Origin of the sequence: Clostridium sp. AN503, from assembly GCF_040719375.1 — a bacterium.
GTDB lineage: Bacteria > Bacillota > Clostridia > Lachnospirales > Lachnospiraceae > Brotaphodocola.
In genome coordinates, this window is sequence record NZ_JBFDTP010000002.1 from 1,816,277 (window position 1) to 1,835,336 (window position 19,060).

At 51.4% G+C, this 19,060-nt stretch carries 20 protein-coding genes and 2 pseudogenes; 6 read left to right on the top strand and 16 right to left on the bottom strand.

The annotated features are described in order from the left end of the window. Positions 1-13: 13 nt before the first annotated feature. From AB1I67_RS15775 to AB1I67_RS15790, 4 genes are all read right to left on the bottom strand, one after another. The gene (locus AB1I67_RS15775) at positions 14-1,660 is read right to left on the bottom strand and encodes an SH3 domain-containing protein (RefSeq protein ID WP_367030841.1); all 1,647 of its coding nucleotides are present in this window, start codon (positions 1,658-1,660) and stop codon (positions 14-16) included. 105 nt (positions 1,661-1,765) lie between these two features. Next, positions 1,766-2,239: a chromate transporter gene (locus AB1I67_RS15780; RefSeq protein ID WP_367030842.1), complete on the bottom strand. Its 474-nt coding sequence runs from the start codon at positions 2,237-2,239 to the stop codon at positions 1,766-1,768. 47 nt (positions 2,240-2,286) lie between these two features. Beyond that, a complete protein-coding gene (locus AB1I67_RS15785; protein WP_367030844.1) occupies positions 2,287-2,844 on the bottom strand; it encodes a chromate transporter in 558 nt (185 codons plus the stop codon). A 36-nt stretch (positions 2,845-2,880) separates the two neighbouring features. Further along, a complete protein-coding gene (locus tag AB1I67_RS15790) occupies positions 2,881-3,792 on the bottom strand; it encodes an AEC family transporter (protein ID WP_367030846.1) in 912 nt (303 codons plus the stop codon). 247 nt (positions 3,793-4,039) lie between these two features. On the opposite strand from AB1I67_RS15790, the gene AB1I67_RS15795 reads away from it, so the two are divergent. After that, positions 4,040-4,864 carry a hypothetical protein gene (locus AB1I67_RS15795; RefSeq protein ID WP_367030847.1) on the top strand — a complete coding sequence of 275 codons (825 nt, stop codon included), beginning with the start codon at positions 4,040-4,042 and terminating at the stop codon, positions 4,862-4,864. A 90-nt stretch (positions 4,865-4,954) separates the two neighbouring features. Here the strand turns inward: AB1I67_RS15795 and AB1I67_RS15800 are convergent, their stop codons facing one another. The 8 genes and pseudogenes from AB1I67_RS15800 to AB1I67_RS15835 all read right to left on the bottom strand — a co-directional run bounded on the left by AB1I67_RS15800 (position 4,955) and on the right by AB1I67_RS15835 (position 11,264). Then, entirely contained in the window at positions 4,955-5,590 is a 636-nt protein-coding gene (locus AB1I67_RS15800) for an N-acetyltransferase (protein ID WP_367030848.1), read from the bottom strand. Between the two features lie 70 nt (positions 5,591-5,660). Next, positions 5,661-6,122, bottom strand: a complete 462-nt coding sequence (locus AB1I67_RS15805; protein WP_367030849.1) for a GyrI-like domain-containing protein — start codon at positions 6,120-6,122, stop codon at positions 5,661-5,663. Between the two features lie 66 nt (positions 6,123-6,188). Next, positions 6,189-6,749 carry an adenylate kinase gene (locus tag AB1I67_RS15810; RefSeq protein WP_367030850.1) on the bottom strand — a complete coding sequence of 187 codons (561 nt, stop codon included), beginning with the start codon at positions 6,747-6,749 and terminating at the stop codon, positions 6,189-6,191. Positions 6,750-6,915: 166 nt separating this feature from the next. Further along, complete coding sequence (locus AB1I67_RS15815; protein ID WP_367030852.1) at positions 6,916-7,563, bottom strand: cytidylate kinase-like family protein; 648 nt, start codon at positions 7,561-7,563, stop codon at positions 6,916-6,918. Positions 7,564-7,747: 184 nt separating this feature from the next. Further along, positions 7,748-8,209: a GNAT family N-acetyltransferase gene (locus AB1I67_RS15820; RefSeq protein WP_367030853.1), complete on the bottom strand. Its 462-nt coding sequence runs from the start codon at positions 8,207-8,209 to the stop codon at positions 7,748-7,750. A gap of 137 nt (positions 8,210-8,346) precedes the next feature. Next, positions 8,347-9,143 (bottom strand): annotated as a pseudogene (locus AB1I67_RS15825) (ABC transporter ATP-binding protein). A gap of 6 nt (positions 9,144-9,149) precedes the next feature. After that, positions 9,150-10,055 carry an ABC transporter permease gene (locus AB1I67_RS15830; protein WP_367030854.1) on the bottom strand — a complete coding sequence of 302 codons (906 nt, stop codon included), beginning with the start codon at positions 10,053-10,055 and terminating at the stop codon, positions 9,150-9,152. 150 nt (positions 10,056-10,205) lie between these two features. Beyond that, positions 10,206-11,264 (bottom strand): ABC transporter substrate-binding protein, encoded by a 1,059-nt coding sequence (locus AB1I67_RS15835; protein WP_367030855.1) that lies wholly within the window; start codon positions 11,262-11,264, stop codon positions 10,206-10,208. Between the two features lie 361 nt (positions 11,265-11,625). Here AB1I67_RS15835 and citX point away from each other — a divergent pair, with 361 nt between their 5' ends. The 4 genes and pseudogenes from citX to AB1I67_RS15855 form a co-directional block, all read left to right on the top strand. Continuing rightward, on the top strand, positions 11,626-12,144 hold the full coding sequence (gene citX, locus AB1I67_RS15840; RefSeq protein WP_367030856.1) for a citrate lyase holo-[acyl-carrier protein] synthase: 519 nt from the start codon (positions 11,626-11,628) through the stop codon (positions 12,142-12,144). Between the two features lie 35 nt (positions 12,145-12,179). Beyond that, on the top strand, positions 12,180-13,082 hold the full coding sequence (gene citG / locus AB1I67_RS15845; RefSeq protein ID WP_367030857.1) for a triphosphoribosyl-dephospho-CoA synthase CitG: 903 nt from the start codon (positions 12,180-12,182) through the stop codon (positions 13,080-13,082). After that, the gene (locus AB1I67_RS15850; RefSeq protein ID WP_367030858.1) at positions 13,051-13,440 is read left to right on the top strand and encodes a hypothetical protein; all 390 of its coding nucleotides are present in this window, start codon (positions 13,051-13,053) and stop codon (positions 13,438-13,440) included. The genes citG and AB1I67_RS15850 overlap by 32 nt, the downstream gene beginning before the upstream one ends. Then, positions 13,430-13,516: pseudogene (locus AB1I67_RS15855) on the top strand (hypothetical protein); the annotation flags it as partial. The gene AB1I67_RS15850 and the pseudogene AB1I67_RS15855, both read left to right, overlap by 11 nt. Here the strand turns inward: AB1I67_RS15855 and AB1I67_RS15860 are convergent. Continuing rightward, entirely contained in the window at positions 13,511-14,518 is a 1,008-nt protein-coding gene (locus tag AB1I67_RS15860) for a dipeptidase (RefSeq protein WP_367030859.1), read from the bottom strand. The pseudogene AB1I67_RS15855 and the gene AB1I67_RS15860 sit on opposite strands and share 6 nt — an antisense overlap. Before the next feature lie 251 nt (positions 14,519-14,769). Further along, on the bottom strand, positions 14,770-15,594 hold the full coding sequence (locus tag AB1I67_RS15865) for a MerR family transcriptional regulator (RefSeq protein ID WP_367030860.1): 825 nt from the start codon (positions 15,592-15,594) through the stop codon (positions 14,770-14,772). 194 nt (positions 15,595-15,788) lie between these two features. Here AB1I67_RS15865 and AB1I67_RS15870 point away from each other — a divergent pair, with 194 nt between their 5' ends. Then, positions 15,789-17,117 (top strand): MATE family efflux transporter, encoded by a 1,329-nt coding sequence (locus AB1I67_RS15870; protein WP_367030861.1) that lies wholly within the window; start codon positions 15,789-15,791, stop codon positions 17,115-17,117. Positions 17,118-17,154: 37 nt separating this feature from the next. On the opposite strand, the gene AB1I67_RS15875 is transcribed toward AB1I67_RS15870, so the two are convergent. Together AB1I67_RS15875 and AB1I67_RS15880 are read right to left on the bottom strand one after the other, a co-directional pair. Further along, positions 17,155-18,330 (bottom strand): ABC transporter permease, encoded by a 1,176-nt coding sequence (locus AB1I67_RS15875; protein WP_367030862.1) that lies wholly within the window; start codon positions 18,328-18,330, stop codon positions 17,155-17,157. Next, the gene (locus AB1I67_RS15880; protein WP_367030863.1) at positions 18,314-19,021 is read right to left on the bottom strand and encodes an ABC transporter ATP-binding protein; all 708 of its coding nucleotides are present in this window, start codon (positions 19,019-19,021) and stop codon (positions 18,314-18,316) included. Before AB1I67_RS15880 ends, AB1I67_RS15875 begins: the two co-directional genes overlap by 17 nt. Positions 19,022-19,060 lie beyond the last annotated feature (39 nt).

The following is a 19,060-nucleotide window of genomic DNA, read 5'->3' on the forward strand; positions in this document are numbered from 1 at the left end:
CTTTATTATTGTTTTAATCCAAAAAGCTTCGTATGGTCTTCGGCGTCCGATAATTCCAGGTCGAGATCTTGATTCCGCTCTTCCTGCTTGCCGCATGGACGATCTGACCGTTGCCAATATACATCGCCACATGGTTGACCACGCCGCCGGAATTGGTATAGAAGATCAAATCTCCCGGCCGCATCTCACTGGACTTGATCGCGCGTCCCGCCTTGGCCTGCTCTCTGGATGTACGCGGCAGGCTGACACCCGCAGCATTCCTCAGAACATACTGTACGAAGCCGGAACAGTCAGCTCCGGTGTTGGGGTTCGTGCCGCCCCAGACATAGCGGTTGCCCACAAACTGCAGGGCATAGTTGACCACCTTGTTGCGCAGGGACGCCTGCTGGTTCGCTTTCTCCTCAAGCGGAGAGAACTTGATGGCCTCCGTCAGCGCATAACGCACCTCCACATTGTTGTCGCGAGTGGAAATATAGGCCTTGTCAGCAGCTTCCTCCTCGCCGCTGTCGCCGGTATCCAGTTCGATCTGTACCCAGCCGTCTAACTGGGATACAACTGCATAACGGTCTTCCTTGGAGATCTGGGTCCAGATCTTGGAGTCGGTGGAAGGCTCTGAGCGGACATTCAGCTTGTCTGTATTGACAACTGCCATCAGAGTCGCCGCCTCCAGCGCCAGGTCCCGCGCCTCCTGCCCCACCGCCACATACTGCGGGTCAGCAGTGATATAACCGGTGATATTGCCGGACTTGATCTTGTACCAGCCGTCTAAGGTCTCCAGGATCTCCCCAGCTGCCCGGCTCGGGAACTTGCCGATGATATTCGCCTGGTCCTCAGTGCTCGGCTCCTTGCGGACGTTCAAATAATCGCTGACCTTGGAGATGACCAGATTGTCATACTGGTTCAGAGCCATGGTGCGCAGGTCCAGCTTCCGCGCCTCGTTGAGCGCCAGCTGCACCGTCGCGTATTCAGCGGAAATATAGCCTTCCTCGATCTGGATCCAGCCGTCCGTCTCCGCTATGACAGGATAACGCTCATGGATCAGGGCCTGTCCCGCCACATTCGCCGGATCCAGCTCCGGAGCCGTGCGGATATTCAGCTTATCCGTATTGACGACCGCCATCTTCCCTACATATTCCAGAGCCTTCTGGCGCGCCTCCTCACCAGTCAGGACATACTGGTTGTTGATATAGCCTTCAATACCGCCGGATGTGATATGATCCCACGTGCCGTCCGTATCCACGATCTCACAAACACTGTTTTCCTGGAGCTTACCGATGATCTTCCCATCCGGACCCGGGGATTCACGGACATTCAAATACCCCGACACCTGTACCAGCCCAAGATTCTGATAGGAATCCACAACTGCCTGCTTCTCAGCGGCTTCCTGCCTTGCAGCCTCCTCCTCAGGGGAAAGGGTCGTCTCCTCCGGGATGGCCTGTCCGCCTTCCTCACCGGCAGAGGCAGCCTGTGCGCCAGCCTCCGCCGGTCCGCCATTCTTCACTCCGGGCATCTTGCCGATATTTTTTCCAAGTGCAACCACCACAACCAGGAGTACGGCAACTACCGCACCCAGAATAATATAGTTCCTGTAAGGCGTTTTTTTACGCTTTCGTCTCGCCTTGTCCAGTATCTGAATATAATCCTTTTCTTCTGCCATCATAAATCTCCTTAAATAGACTGTTTTTCAGTATACCATAAAACACATCCGTTTTCGAGACAATGACGTAAAAAAAATATTAAATTTCTATTACGAAACTGTTTCGCATCACCCGATCAGAAGTCCCAGAACCGCCGCGATCAGAATCGTCTTTGGGATCGACAGATTTTTCCTGATCAAAAGATATCCGCATATCACCGCAATGAGCACCATATTCCAGGATACCTGAAGCCCTCCTGTGGGAAGAAATGTGGTGATCCCAAGCGTGACCGCAGCCGCCACCAGCATCCCAAGGCTTGCCGGCCGTACTCCCCGCATGGCGCTCTCCAGTGTCTTATTGCCTTTCATGCGCAGGATAAAATGCGCCGCAACCATGGACAGAGTCAGGGAAGGCATCATAACACCCAGGCTTGCCGAGAGCGCTCCCGCAATCCCAGCCGTCCTCAGACCAACAAATGTGGCGCAGTTGATCCCCAGGGAGCCCGGCGTCATCTCTGCAACCGCCACAATATCCATGACCTCTGCCGATGTCATCCAGCCAAACCGGAGCACCTCGTCATTGATGACCGGGATCATCGTCATTCCGCCAAAGCCTGCAGAACCCAATCTTCATAAATGACAAAAATAAATTAAGATAGATCATCCGGTATCTCTCCTCTCCATATTAACAGTCCGGCTACCAGTGCAGTAACGATCACCAGCGCCTTATTGACATTCGTCAATGCGCAGACCAGGAAGGACGCTGCCAGAATCCACCATGCAGAGCGTCCTTTCATGGCTGTCTTTTTCAGTTTCAGAGAGGAGCTTATGATGATCGGGATCACCACGCTGCGCACACCATTTAATATCCTTGCCACAAACAGATTGCTCCTGAGCGTGGAATAGAAATACGTTACAACTGCGATCGCAAGCAGTGCCGGCATGGAGAGGCCCACCGCAGCCGTGACCGCGCCTGCCACGCCGCCCATGGCATAACCGCAGAACACGGACATATTGATGATCATAATGCCCGGAAATGATTTTGCCAGAGACATATAATCCACAAGCTGTTCCTCGGTCATCCAGCCGCGCTGGTCTACAAACTCATTCTGGATCTGGGCAATGATGCTCCAGCCTCCGCCAAATGTAAACAACCCAATTTTAAACATTGTTTTGAATATGGTAAGCAGCCTTTTCAGTTTTTCCATCCCGACCTCCCTCTTTTGCCAATTATCCTCTTATCCCTACCCCAAAAACAGGCACCACACCGGTACCGTTGCCATGGAGAGCAGGGTCGTTAAAACCACGCATTTGGTTGCGAACACTTCATCTTTGCCATATTTCGCCGCCATGACCGCCGTAACGCTGGCTGCCGGCATCCCGGACAGCACAACGGAAACACCCGTTACCAGAGAATCCACCTGCCCTATCCTGCACCCTAAAAGCACCAGGAATGGGATCAGAAACAGCCGGACAAAGGAATAATAGATGGTCGCCCGTTCCGGCAGGGTCTTAAGAGGCACCTCCGCCAGGATCGTTCCCACCAGCATCATCGCCAGAAAGGTATTGGCGTTCGCCACATTTTTGACTGTAAGGCTCAAAAAACCTGGCAGCGGGATCTGGAAGACCATGATCAGGAAACCCAAAAACACCGAAAGGATACATGGATGGGTCAGGACCTTTTTCACCAGCGTCCTGGTATCCGGCGCCTCCGTAAAATAGGTCAGTCCCACAGACCACATGAACACCCGCTGGGGGATCACATAGATCGACGCATACAAAAGTCCCAGGCCGCCGAAGATCCCCTCTGCAATGGGATTGCCCAGAATACCTGCATTGGAACAGATGGTCGCATACTGAAGGACCTTTTTCCTGTCGTCCTGGAATCCCGGATAGAGGACCATCCCAAGCAGATATGCGCCGATCTGGATCAGAACCGCCACCACGCCAATGACCAGACAGCTCCTTAGTATCTGGCTGTTAAACTCCATCTGAAAGGATTTTAAAATACTTGCCGGCAACGTTACATTGATGACTAAGTCCGTTAGAAGAGACTTCCCATGATCGTCAACGATACCGGCCCGTTTCAGTATCAGTCCCAGTATCATCACTGAAAACAACATTCCCTGCATTTCAAACAATCCTGTAAAGTCCATGGCTCTCTCGTCCTTTTCCATCTGGTATCCCTATTTTTCTCATTTAATCATAGTATGATTTTACCGTTCCGTCAAATATGGAAATTTGATGGCTGCTATAACTTTCTTCCTATCCTGAAGTGATTTCACCAAAAATTCACGGTTCTGAACAAAAATTAATAAAAAATCAATAGTATTTTTCTGTCCGATGTAGTAAACTCAACTGTGTCGTAACATCAAAGAATTTCATCAGAGGAGATTTGTAATTATGAAAAAGACATTATTAGTTACCGCAATCCTGGCGCTGGCAATCGGTGCCACAGCCTGTTCCAAGAAGGCTGATACAGCCACTACCGCTGCTCCGACCACGGAAGCGACTACAGAGGCCACCACAGAAGCAACTACGGAGGAGACCACCGAGGAAGAGATCGAGGAAGATTACATGAGCGGTGTGATCACCGCCATCGACGGCGATATCCTTACCGTCAAGAACGACGAGGACCAGACAGAGAAGAAGTACGACATCTCCAAGGCCGAGATCACTCAGGAATTCCCATTCTCCGAGGGCGACTGGCTGGAGATCAGCTTCCAGGCTGAGACCACCGCTGATCCGGTTCCCGCCTTTACCGTGGAGGTTCTGGATTCCATTATCGGCCAGAACACCGATCCGTCCGTAGAAGGCAAGATCGCAGACGCTACTACGAACACCATCACCCTTGAGGTGGACGGCGAGCAGTACAGCATGATGCGCTCCAACGCTTATGTGGTTGCAAAGGACGGCATCACTGTAGACAAGAACGCGACCGTTACTTACCTTGGAGATCTGGACGATGAGCCGATGGCACTCAAGATCGTTATGGAAGATTCCTACAAGACCCCGGAAGCTGAGATCAATGCATTTATCGGCACAGTAGCCCAGATTGGTGAAGAGGGCGAGAACATCGTTCTGGAGTCCGATAACGGCGATTACTTCACTTTTGTATCCGACGATATTGATTTCACCGAGTATGAGGAAGGCCAGACCCTTCAGATCCAGTACGAGGGTTCCGTAGGCGCAAAGGAGATCAACGCTTTAAAGATCACCAAAAAGTAATAAAGCTGACTTATCAAAAGAGACCAAAGGGCTATACGCTCTAAGGTCTCTTTTATTTACTATCAGATTATTTGTACTGCTTCAGACAGGTCAACGCAAAACCGACTGGCTGAGTATATAAAACTCCTCCTGGCTCGGCTGATGCTTTTTCTCCATTTTTTCCAGCCCTTCATCAAAACGCTGCGCTTCTGCTTCATCGATCTGCATCACCGGACTGTCGCGGTAGAACCATTTTCTTCCGTCTAATGCACCTTCCCTCAGCGCTTTCACCATCATAGCCGCCGGAAAACTGCCGTCTTCCATACAAACATTATATTTCTTACAGCTCACAAACCCCCGGCTCACATAATTCCCCGGATTGCCGAATATGACGACCACATCATAACCAAGCTCTGCCGCCTTTTGGAAGGAGTGCTCGATCAACTGTTTTCCATATCCCTTCCGCTGATATCCCGGCAGAACAGACAGGGGGCCAAACGTTAAGATCTCCCGCTCCTCTCCCTGCCCGTCAGTCAGCCAGGCTTTGGTGTACATAATATTCCCTATGACCTGACCGTCCTCCTCGATCACAAAATCCAGCTCCGGCAGAAAATCCTCATGGGACCGCATCACATGCACCAGATAGTGCTCGGCGCAACCCGGGATATAGAGATTGTAAAACGCCTTTCTCGTGATCTCCTCCACCAGTTTATAATCTTTCTCCTGTTCATTCCTGATACGGATCATTCATATCCTCCTGATTCTTGTTTCTTCCCCACGTATATATCTCCATCATAACTGGATCACAACTGATAAATTATAACCTTCTGATCGGAAAAAACATATAATTATCCCCTGTCTGCGGGCAAACAAAATCATGAACTGCCCCCGCCAAAGAAATATGATGATCTTCCAGGTATTTTATTGTATCCGAAAAGGTTTCTTCATAATCACATTTTACATAGATATACTCATAACCGGGAATGGTCCACTTCACCCAGCCATCGGGGGCTTCTGCATCATCGCAGCACTCTACCCCCGCAAGATAAAGGCCCTTCTTAAAGCCCTCCCAGGGCATAAACGAGCGGGAAAGATCAGACATAGCTCCCCAGATTCCGACGATATTTCCAGTCTCATCCCTCTTAGCCATATGCTGAACTTCTCCAAAATGAGAATTCGCATCATCCCACAACGTTTGAATAAAGCCCTCTCCATCTAATGTTGAGCCTTCTTTACCGATTACCACAAAGGAACTTTTTTCACATTTTTCCACTTTCATATCATTCCACCTAAGGCTTTCTACCGGATCACACCCACAACTCTTACATTCCCGCCACCAGACTTTTCACATCGAATCTTCCCACTTATCTCTCCCTCCCATCTCTAACCTCCAGTTTTCCGGTATATCCACCCGGTAATTCTCATCGATCAAAATACGATCACAATCATATTTCTCACACATCTCATAAAAATACAGATTATCCCGAAGCACAGAATCCATCGTACACCCCGAGTCATCCAGACGTTCCTCAATGACATTCGCGTATTTCATTATCCTGTCAAAATGATCCCTGATATACGCTTCCGTCATAACCAGGCAGACATACCGTATCTCGCTCAAATATGTATCATCAAAATCCCGCTTCCAGTCAAACGGAATATAACAGCCCTCAACAATAAGATTCTGATGATTCTCAATTGCAGTCCTTATGATCTCCCTGACAATCGGCCACAGATAACCCACCAATTCCCCGTCATCAACTGGCGTCAAAGCAGTATTCCCGCTCCTGATCAGCCCCATCTTTAACAGATCCATCGACAAATACGGATACCCATACCGTTCCAACATTCTCTGTGCCAAAACCGTTTTCCCCGTATGCGAAGCCCCCGCAATCAAAACAACCATCCCATCCTCCTCACACAACCGCTCTCCCCATCTTAACCACTCCCATCAATTGACACAGTCCCAGTGGAAGCCGGTACACAGTCCGGGAAGGGGCGCAGGGGGTGGAGAACCGGGGCTGGACGTCCTCCCGCCACTCACTGTCTCAATAAATAATAGAATTTAAATATCAAATCTCATACCCGATCATCCGGATATAACTCTTGATCATCTCCACAACCTGCTCAAACTCCAGCTTGCTGGCATTGATCGGCAGATCATAGTTGTTCACGTCCTCCCACTCCTTACCGGTAAAGTATTTGTGATACTCCCGGCGCTGCTTCGTGATCTTATTGAGCTTATCGAGGGCCTCCTTGGTGTCCAGGATCCCGTCCACCTCCATGGTCCTGCGGATACAGGTGGGAATGTCTGCATAGACAAAGATCTTCACCAGATCCTTCTTCCCGGAAGCCTCCAGCACATAATCCGCGCACCGGCCCACGATCACGCAGGATTCGTTCTCTGCCAACTCCCGGATGACCTCGGACTGGAACCGGAAGAGATTGTCAGGTGAAGTCACATCGCCTTCCGTCTTCGGATGCTCAAGAAGCGAATGGGGACGAAGCCCGCCCACGATCTTTCTCAGAAGATTGTTCCCCGCCTTCTCATCGGCCAGACGGAAATACTGCTCTCCAACCGCGCTTCTCTCAGCCGTCATGCTCAGTATCTCATCATCGTAAAACGGAATCCCCAACTCCTCCGCCAGCTTCTTTCCCACAATACGTCCGCCGCTTCCGTACTGCCGTTCAATCGTAATGACCAGTTTGCTCTTATCCATGAGAAATCCCCCTTTATCTGTTTGCAGCACCGTCACGGGCACTGCTTTCTTTATTGATTGTCACTTACAGTATAGCACAAAACAGGCGGGCTGCAAAACATTTTCGCGGTCCGCCTGTAATGGTAAAACTTTAATTCTATCATCTTACCTTCTCCTTTAAAAACACCCTTTGGAAAACTGAACGTTATCTCAAAGCCATAACATATACCTGACATGGATTCCATTCGTCCCATAATGTAGGAAATACCTCAAATTCTTTAAAGCCAAGAGAACGATAAAACTTATTGGTATTATCATATTCTTTATATTTACCCATTTGAACTGTTTTTACTTGAAAAAATGAATATCCCGTTTCAAGTGCTGATTTTTTTGCCTCATAAAATAAGTCTCGGCCAATCCCTTTCCGATGAAATTGGGGCAAGACACCCATGGCATATAATTCAACAGTATCAACACCCGTTTCTTTCAAATACAAAAAACCTATCGGCTTATCATTATCATAAGCACAGAAGAATGTTTTGTCACTACTTTCCATAATATATTTTTCTCTCGCTTCAAGAATTCCGAACCAATCAGGAAGCGCCTCCAAAATAAGGCGTGTTATCCTTTGTTTTTCCATCGTATCTGTAATCCGTTGTATATTCATCCCGTTCTTCCTATAACTTTGTTTTATCTATATATTACTTCCGTATTCAGTAAATTCCAAAAGAGGACTATCGGCTTTCACATCGACAGTCCTCTGATATTCTCTTGTTTCCGCTAAACAATATTAATTATCCAGTACTATTTCGCCAGGATCATCCGGTCATTGGCGAACTCCTCGCCGCTGGCCTCCTCAAACTTGTGGAGCAGGTCCTCCACCGTCAGGTTCTTCTTTTCCTCTCCCGCCACGTCATAGATGACATTGCCCTCATTCATCATGATCAGACGGTTGCCCATCTGGATCGCATCCTTCATGTTGTGGGTGATCATCAGTGTGGTAAGGTTCTGCTCTTCCACGATCTCAGCCGTTAGATCCAGCACCTTCTTGGCCGTCTTCGGGTCCAGCGCCGCCGTGTGCTCGTCTAAAAGCAAAAGCTTCGGACGCTGTAAGGTAGCCATAAGCAAGGTCAATGCCTGCCGCTGCCCCCGGAAAGAAGACCAACCTTGGAGGTCAGACGTTCCTCCAGTCCCAGGCTCAAACGCTTCAGCCAGTCGCTGTAGAGCGCCCGCTCGCTGCTTTTGATACCCGGCTTCAAGGTGCGGTGGCTGCCGCGGCGAAGGGCCAGCGCCAGATTCTCCTCGATCCCCATGGTGGCTGCGGTCCCGTTCATCGGGTCCTGGAATACACGTCCTAAAAATGCCGCCCGCTTGTACTCTGGCAGGCGTGTCACATCCTTGCCGTCGATCAGGATATGTCCCTCATCCACCGGCCATACTCCTGCGATGGCGTTGAGCAGAGTGGATTTGCCGGCGCCGTTGCCGCCGATGACCGTCACGAAATCCCCGTCATTCAGTGTCAGGCTTAAGCCCTTTAATGCTTTCTTTTCATTGACAGTCCCCTGGTTGAAGGTCTTGGCAATATTCTGAACTTCCAACATCTTACATTACCCCCTTTTCCCAGCTTTTGAAAAATACCGCTCCTTCCACGTCGGGATCGCGAGGAATACCGCAACCACAGCCGCGGAAAGCAGCTTTAGAAGATCCGTATCGATGCCCAGCCAGATCACGATCTGAAGCACCAGATAATAGATAATGGAACCAAGGGCAACTCCCAGCAGGCGGAATCCGAAATTGTGGAAGATCCTGCCGAAGATCGCTTCGCCGATGATCACAGCCGCCAGGCCGATGACGATCGCACCGCGGCCCATGTTGATATCCGCAAATCCCTGGTACTGCGACAACAGCGCTCCAGAAAGCGCCACCAGGCCGTTGGAGATCATAAGCCCCAGCACCCGGTTGAAATCTGTATTGATGCCCTGGGCGCGCGCCATCTTGTCATTGCACCCGGTAGCACGCAGGGAACATCCCAGCTCCGTGCCGAAAAACCAGTACAGAAACAATATGAGCAGCACAATACCAATGGCAACCACAAAGATTGTATTTTTATAGAAAGGCACGCCGCGGATAAACCGCAGGGAGACCAGCAGGTCAAACTTGTCCACGTTGATCGCCTGGTTCGCCTTTCCCATTGTTTTCAGATTGATCGAATACAGCCCAAGCTGCGTCAGGATACCAGCAAGGATCGCCGGGATTCCCATAAAGGTATGTAAAACGCCTGTCACCAGACCAGCCGCCATACCTGCGATCAGAGCGCCCGCCATGGCAACCCACACGCTGTGTCCCGTCAGCATCAGCATGATGCAAACTGCACCGCCGGTTCCCAGAGAACCATCCACAGTCAGATCTGCAATGTCCAGGATCCGGAAGGTTAAGTAAACCCCGATCGCCATGATCCCCCAGATCAGCCCCTGCGCCACTGCCCCCGGCAGGGCATTCAACAAACTCATCATATCATTTTCTCCTTCAAACCAGTTTCTGCTGATGTTGCCAGCTATTCTGCAAAAAGACAGCGGAGGATGGAGCGTTCCACAGTGCTCCATCCTGCTGCTGTTCTTCTTATTCTACACTACTTATTCAGATTGTTCAACGTTTATTTCTGCTTATTCCTCGATCGCCACATAGCCGTCCGGAACCGTAACGCCCAGAGCGTCGCAGAGGGTCTTGTTGTACTTCTTGGTGAACTGCGGTGCATACTCGATCGGCATCTCGGAGATATTGGACTCGCCGGTCAGGATCTTCACAGCCATCTTGCCGGTAGCAACGCCTAAGTCATAGTAGCTGATGGACAGGGTCGCAACGCCGCAGCCCTTGCAGATGCCCTCCTCACCCGCGATGACCGGAACGCCTGCCGGCTGGCAGATGTTGTTGATGATCTCGGTGTTGGCTGCCGCCGTGTTGTCGGTCGGTACATAGATCACATCGTTCTCAGAAGACGCCTTGGTCACGATGGTGGATAAATCGTTGGAATCAGAAAATGCATAGTACTCACAGGTATAACCCAGAGCCTCTAAAGCTGCCTTCACGGTATCTACCTGATACTGGGAATTGGCCTCTGCGGAACAGTAGAGCAGTCCGACTTTTTTGGCATCCGGGAACAGCTCTTTAAGCATGGCTGCCTGTTCGTCAAGAGGAGCGAGGTCCGCCGTACCGGAAATATTGCCGCCCACGGTGCCGCTGAAATCATCGATGCCCAGAGCCACGCCGTACTCCGTGACGGAGGTTCCCAGGATCGGGATATCCTTTGTGCCTGCCTGCGCCGCCTGTAAGGATGCGGTGGCATTGGCCATAATTAAGTCTACATTGTTGGATACAAAGCTGTTGATGATGGTGGAGCAGGTGTTGGAGTCGCCCTGTGCGTTCTGCTCATCAAATGTCACTGCATCGCCCAGCGCCTCTTTTACCGTATCCTTGAAGCCCTGAGTCGCCGCGTCCAGCGCATCATGCTGTACCAGCTGGCAGATGCCCACGGTATAGGTCTTGCCGTCAGCCGCTGCGGAACCCGCCTCTGCAGCACCGCCGGCTGCCTCAGACCCTGCGGCTGTGGTAGCTGCCTCTGTGGCCGCTGCCGTAGTCTCCTTTGCACTGCCGCCGCAGGCTGTCATGGAAAGCACCATCGCGCCGCTCAGCACGAGTGACATGATCTTCATTGATTTTTTCATAATATTCTCCCTCTTTCTGACAATTTATTTCATGGAAAACCATGAACTTTTCCTATCATACTACAAAAATTCCCCGCCGTCAATTTTATTGCGTTAATTTTGTGGGAATTTAAAGCAATAAAGTAATAAGGGCGGCTTTATATAAGTCATAACCTATTAAGTATTTGCTATTTTAGGAATATCGCACTATAATAAATCTCGTAAAGCACTTACCTGTATTCTAAATTCACAATAAAACTTCACATGTTACCGGGTGGGATACCTAAATCCGATTTACTGCCAACTGATCGTGATAATCAACCTTTCCCACTCATAAGATGATAGAAGTTTTATTGGAATTTAGAGGAGCGGAGGGACTGCCATGAATGATGTTAGCCTGTTAGAAATGATGAACGCCAGAGAAATGCGCTGCCACTTACAGCAGCAGCTTCTTCACTTATATAGAGAACCACTGATCTGCCTCACCTTAAATATCCCCGGTCCCATCAAGGTACTGCCCGGGATTCCCGCAGCTTTTGAAAACGCCTGCGGACAGATCGAGGCGCTTTTAAAGGAACGGCTGGTTTTAGTCAACCATCTGGAGACCATAAAAGAAAAAACCGGATATGAAGCATTTTACAGTGTTGACGCTTCCCCGGAATTTGTCAAGGAACTGATGATATCCTTAGAGGATCAGGACCGTCTGGGACGCCTTTTGGATATCGACGTCCTGCGTGTGGACGGGTCAAAGGTCTCACGGGAGGAGCTGGGGTATCCGGCCCGCCGCTGCCTGCTCTGCGACGAGCCTGCACATGCCTGCAGCCGCAGCCGCAGACACAGCATTGAAGAGCTGGTCCAGGAGATCAGCCGTATCCTGAACGAATACGCACCGGAGAGCTGACCGGCCCGCCGAGATAACCGAGAGGAAGTGATCCTTTGAACACCGATTCAGCCTGCTCCCATTTTTTAGAGCTCTGCGAATATGCCCTGATGGCGGAGGTCTCCGCCACCCCGAAGCCGGGACTTGTGGACTTACACGACAGCGGCGCTCATAAGGATATGTGTTTTGACACCTTCCGCACCAGCTCCGCCGCCATTGCCCCGCATATCGCGCAGATGTTCCGCCTCGGCGCTGAGTGGCCCGACAAAAGCGGCGCCGGGCTTTTTGCCGCCATCCGCCCCATAGGGATCACGGCTGAAAAAGCAATGTTTGAAGCCACCGGCGGAGTCAATACCCATAAGGGAATGATATTTTCCATGGGACTAATCGGTGCGGCAGCCGGCCTCTTCTACCAGATCCATGAGAACTTCTGCCCGGAGGATATCTTAAGCCTCGCGGGAGCGCTCTGTGCCGATACCCTTGAACAGGATTTTGAGCGGATCGACCCGTCTTCTCCCCGGACCCACGGGGAAGTCCTCTATGTGCGCTACGGCATAAAGGGAATCCGCGGGGAGGCCCAGAAGGGCTTTCCCTCTATCCGGGATATCTCCCTCCCGGCCATCCGATTTCGTAAGAAGACCTGTACAGACGACAATCAGGTTTATCTTAATACATTACTTGCTCTGATGTCCCAGGTGGACGATACCAACGTGCTGATCCGAACCAACCACGCCCTCTTAAACTATGAGAAGGCGGAGGCGTCCCGTATTCTCTCACTGGGCGGAGCGTCCACCCAGGCCGGCCTGGATGCGCTGCGCCAGCTCAATGAGGACTTTATCCGGCTGAACATCAGTCCGGGCGGATGTGCGGACCTGCTTGCGGTCACGATCCTGTTGTGGCAATTGGAGCAGCTTCAGGGAGGGTATCATGAAACAGAAGTTCGAGGAACGCGCGGGTAAGGCACAGCTTTTTGTATTTCACATGGCACAGCTTTTTGAGATCATCATCGCGCTGGTGGTCATTGTGGCGCTGGTCATCACGCTTTTCAAGATTCCAAACCACTTACGGCAGCTGGTCTATGAGGAAGGGTTTACCTTGTTTTTGAAAAACATATTCAGTATCGTGATCGGAATCGAGCTTTTAAAAATGCTCTGCCGCCACGACCTGGATTCGGTGGTGGAGGTGCTTCTCTTTGCCGTGGCAAGGGAAATGGTCATCTACCATATGCCGATCTATCAGACGCTGATTGGCGTGGTTGCCATTGCGGTATTATTTATGATCCGTAAATTCCTGTTCGTGTCCGCACTGGACAAGTAACCCGCCATGTTCCCATATCCGAAAAAAGAAACCGGAGGCTCCTTCCCCTACAGGCCTCCGGTTCTTTGTGTCATAACAGTTCTTTGTAAAGCCTCAGCACATTTCCACTGAATACAGCCTCGATCTCTCCGTCGGTGAATCCTTCCGACGCCATCGCATCTGCCAGCATCTGCATCCCCGAACAATCCTTAAGCTCCACCTTGCTTCCGATCCCGTCAAAATCCGTCCCAAGACCGATGCAGCCGATCCCGCCGATCTGCTTCATATGCTTCATGTGGGCCACCATATCACGGCAGTAGCTGTGGTCCGGCTCCACTCCATTTTCCTCATTTTGCAGGAAGGAGGCGCAGAAATTGATCCCCGTCACGCCGCCGCGCTCCGCCAGCGCCCGGATCATCTCATCCGTTAAGTTCCGGGGATGGCCCGCCAGGGCTCGGGCGTTGGAATGGCTTGCAACAAACGGTTTCTTCGTGTACTTGAACACGTCCCAGATCCCTGCGTCGTTTAAATGGGACACGTCGATGATCATACCGATGCGCTCCATCTCCCGGACAAACTCAATGCCCTTCTCCGTCAGGCCGTTTTCCGTATCCGGCACGCATTTGGGCGGGCGCTCCGCCCCCTCTTTGTCCACGTATTCCATCTTGTTGGGGAACGCCAGCTCATTCTGAAAGTTCCAGGTCAGGGTCATCATCCTGGCGCCCAGCCGGTAAAAATCGCGGAGATAAGCGATCTCACCCTGGCAGACGCCGCCTTCCTCCAATGTCAGCATAGCAGACATCCGGCCGGCCTTTCGATTCTCCTCTATATCCTCCCAGCATTTTACAATACCGATCAAGTCCTGGTGGGCTTCCATCTCCGTATAGAAAGTATCCACCAGCTTCATGGTGTACTCAAACGGCTTCGGCTCCCTCCCCAGATGGGTGAAAAGGGCGAAATTCTGAAGCAGGTAATCTCCCTTTGCCATCCGTTTCAAATCAATATGTAAGCTGTTCTCCAGGATCGAGGCATTTCCCCCGTCCCGGTGATCGTAATACAGTTCCGCAATGGTGTCGCAATGCATATCTACTACCTTCATGTTTTAAACTCCTGTTCTCCTTGTAGGTATCATATAATATGCTGATTTTACCACTATATGAGGAATTAATCAATTAGAGGGGGCCTGAGTTGGCGAATTTTGGGGCGGCGGTGGGGAGCGGGTATTTGTTCCGGTTTCGGACATAAGAATCTGTAAGCATGCGGGATTTTCTTAAAAGCCTGTCAGGCGGAGGGGCAACTCCCCGCCCCCACCGCCGCCGCAAAATTCGCCAACTCAGGCTTCTCGACAGGCTACGATTCCTCCAGCTTTACTAAAGTCCGCACGGTGTATTTGTCGTAACCGGCTACGGTCAACTCATCTGTTATAAATTCTTCGTACCATTTGCCACAGGTGCGAAGGCCATGGTTCGCTGCAAAACCGGTTATGAGTTGGTAGGGCTTTTCCATGGATGCTTCGTAGCCTCGATAATATACTTCGATATAGTTTCCTTCCGGGTACCGCTCTGGTTTGAGCGCCGGAATCCGCTTGTCAACCTGGGTATAGATCTGCCTGTATCGGTCGTATATCCCTTTCTCCAGATCCTCCTGGTAGCAGACAGAACCGACGGAGCTGATGTTCACATGGCCCTGTTCCCACATGCGCACATGGCGGATGATCTCCTCCGCCATCTTCCGGTCGCTGTTATCTGTCACATCGGAGGCCAGAAGCCATCCTTCCGGTCTTGGAATCACCTTCGGGCTGTCTAAAATGGCTGACTGCGCCTGCACTACATTGATCCGCTCACGGCTGATAAATTTCTTCATGTGCTTCAGCCGCTCGATCTCCCGGTCGATCTGCGCCTCCTTGTCCTCCATCATGGACAGAAAGCGCTCCGGCGAACGGTTCTGCATATATTCCTTAATCTCCCCCAACGGCATCCCCAGCTTCTGCAGCATCCGGATCACCGTAAAGGTATCAATCTGCCAGACATAATAATAACGATATCCGTTTTCCTCCGTGACCGCCGGAGAAAAAAGACCGATCTCATCATAGTGGAACAATGTATGCTTCTTCACTCCCAGAATATTTGCAAACTCTCCCGTAGTAAAATAAAGCTCCGAATGTTTTTCCATCATTGACTCCTTGTTTTTTCTTCTCTATCCTTTTGGCGCACGCGAAGTTCCGCGTTTTAGCACGGCGGCTGTCCCCGGACCGCCGCCGTGCTAAAATGCGGAACCCCCTCCCTCGCCAAAAAAAGCTTGACTATCGGGTTACCCTATCCTTTATGATAATACTTGCGCTTAAAAAAAGCAAGAAAGAGGTGTAAAACATGAATCAATCTTTATCGAAAAATTTTACCTTTGGTTCTCTGCTCCTGTTTGCGCTGCCAACCACGATCATGATGATCATCATGTCTTTATATACGATTGTAGACGGGATCTTTATCTCCCGCTTTGTCAGCACCAACGCGCTGTCATCCTTAAATATCGTATATCCGCTGATCAATGTGGCCATGGGCATCGGTATCATGCTGTCCACCGGAAGCAATGCGATCGTGGCGCGCAAGATGGGGCAGGGAGACCAGGATGGGGCCAGAAAAACCTTTACCGCTATCGTCGTGCTGAACCTGATGTTAGGTGCGGCTGTGGGGCTGTCAGGGGCTCTTTTTGCCGTCCCGCTCTCCCGGATCATGGGAGCCAGCGACTTGCTCCTGGCGGACTGCGTCTCCTACCTGCGCTGGCAGATGGCCTTTGTTCCTGCACTGATGCTCCAGGTCCTGTTCCAGATGTTCTTTGTCACGGAGGGCCGCCCCGGCATCGGCCTGTTTTTGACCCTGCTCTCCGGAATATGCAACGTGGTGCTGGACTATGTGCTGATCGTACCGCTGCAGCTTGGTATTGCCGGAGCTGCCATGGCAACCGTCGCCGGCTACATGGTCACAGCCGTCGTGGGACTGATCTATTTTGCGGTATCCAGACGTTCCCTGTGGCTGGTTCCGTTTCGTTTCCATGCAAAGGAAATACTGGAAACCTGTGTAAACGGCTCCTCTGAGATGGTGTCAAACCTGGCCTCCGGCATCATTACCTTTTTGTTCAATCTGCTGATGATGTACTATGCCGGAGAGGACGGAGTTGCCGCCATCACGATCATCCAGTATTCCCAGTTCCTGCTCAATGCGCTGTATATGGGATTTTCCCAGGGGATCTCTCCGGTCATCGGCTTCAATTACGGCAGCCAGAACCACAGGCAGCTGAAACAGGTATTCCGCACGGCCCTGATCTTTATCGCGGCAACCTCCGTAGCCGTGTTCGTATTCGCGGAGCTGGCTGGGGCTGTCATCGTCGGGATCTTTGCCCAGACGGGAACCGCGGTATATGAGATGGCCCGCCATGGCTTTACCATCTTTGCCGTGAGCTTTTTATTCTCGGGGCTGAACCTGTTTTCGTCTGCGCTCTTTACGGCGCTGTCCAACGGACGGATCTCTGCCATTATTTCTTTCATACGGACCTTTGTACTGATCGTGGCGTCCCTGGCGGTACTGCCTCTGATCCTTGGCCTGGATGGAATCTGGCTGGCGATCCCCATCGCCGAAGCAGGCGCTACGGTGATGTGCATCGGATACCTTAAGAAAAACCGTAACGTTTATCATTACGCTTAAAATGCCATCAAAAAAGAGGTCTCCCGGCGCTTTCTTGTTACTCGCTGCGCAGTGCGTCGATGGGATTTAGCTTCGCCGCCCGGCTTGCCGGCATATAGCCAAACAGCAGACCAATGCCTACAGAAACGCTGAAGGAGATGACCACCGCCGACGGAGTTGGCGCAGCGTCTAACCCTGCCACCGCCCCCACCGCGGAGGTCGCGACGCTCCCCAGAAAGATACCCATGACGCCGCCCAGGGAACTGGTCACCGCAGCTTCGATCACAAACTGCTGCATGATCACGCTCCGCCTGGCTCCCAGGGCTTTCCGGATCCCGATCTCCCGGGTGCGCTCCGTCACGGATACCAGCATGATATTCATGACGCCCACGCCCGCCACCAGCAGTGAGATCCCGGCGATGCCGCCCAGCCCGGCCGACACCATGGCGATCATGTCATTTAAGGAATCCAGCATCTCGCTCATGGCTGTCACTGTATACAGATCATCGTTCTTGAACTTTTCATAGAGGAAGGTCTCGATCAGGGATTTGTATTCCGCAGCATTGGTCAGATCGGTGATCGTGAACGTATAATTGTTGATATTGGCATTCCTCGCCATCTTTACAGCACAGCTGTATGGCATCCAGACGAAATCATCGCTGCCGCCGTCGTCCATAACGTCCTCCTGCTGTTCCACGATCCCCACGACCTTAAATGCATATCCGTTGATCTTGATAGTCTCTCCCCAGGCTTTCTCCGCGCTGCCGTACAGCTCATCTGCCACGTAAGCGCCGATGACGCACACCTTCTGCCTTGCCATAATATCTGCGTACTGGATGCTCCGCCCGTACTCCAGGTCCCAGTCCTTGATTCCGATATAATCCTCGCTGACCCCTGTGATGGAGGTCGCGCTCATAGAGTCATTTCCGTATTTTACAGTTCCGCTTACATTCACCGACGGCGACATGTGGGCAAACTCCGATGTGTGCTCTTCATAAAAAGCGTACATCTCATCTGCCGTGACAGAACGGGAAGGCAGGTTGACCATATTGACCGAGATCTGATTGGTGCCCATGCTGGCAAAGCTCTCTGTCATATAGGACATATAGGCATTGACCAGACTGACCAGGATGATCACCGAGGCGACGCCGATGATGATGCCCAGCATAGTCAGAAAGGACCGCATCTTGTTGCTCCATATACTTTTGACCGCCAGCTTAAATGATTGCAGCATATTCTCTCACATCCCCGCTAAAATTGATCTTGCCATCGTGAATCCGCACCACCCGCTTTGCCTCCATGGCAATGGAGCTGTCATGGGTGATCATCACAATCGTGTTGCCCTCCTCATTAAGCTCCTTTAAGAAATCCAACACATCCCGGCTGGTCTTTGAATCCAGCGCGCCTGTCGGCTCGTCTGCCAGGATCAGGGACGGACTCCCTGCCAGTGCACGGGCAATGGACACCCTCTGCTGTTGTCCGCCGGACAGCTGGGACGGATGATTCTTCCATTTATCTGCAAGCCCTACCCGCTCTAAGGACTGCATGGCGCGCTCCCGCCGTTCCTCCTTGGGAATCTTCGCATACAGCAGGGGCAGCTCCACATTTTCCAGAAGGTTGGACTTGGGGAGCAGGTTATACTGCTGGAAGATAAATCCGATCATCCGGTTTCGGATCTCCGCCAGCTGGTCGTCGCTCATCTGGTCCACATCCTCACCGCCAAGCAGGTATGTACCGGAGGTAGGGACATCCAGCGCTCCAATGATGTTCATCAGCGTAGATTTTCCGCTGCCCGACTTTCCGACAATCGCGGTAAATTCTCCCCGGTCAATGGTCAGAGTGATACCGTCATTGGCACGGACTTCTTCAGAACCCATCTGGTATATTTTATAAATGTCAGTCAACTCAATAAGTGGCTTTGCCATAACTTTCCTCTCCTTCTGCCTCCGCCCTTGTACAGATTC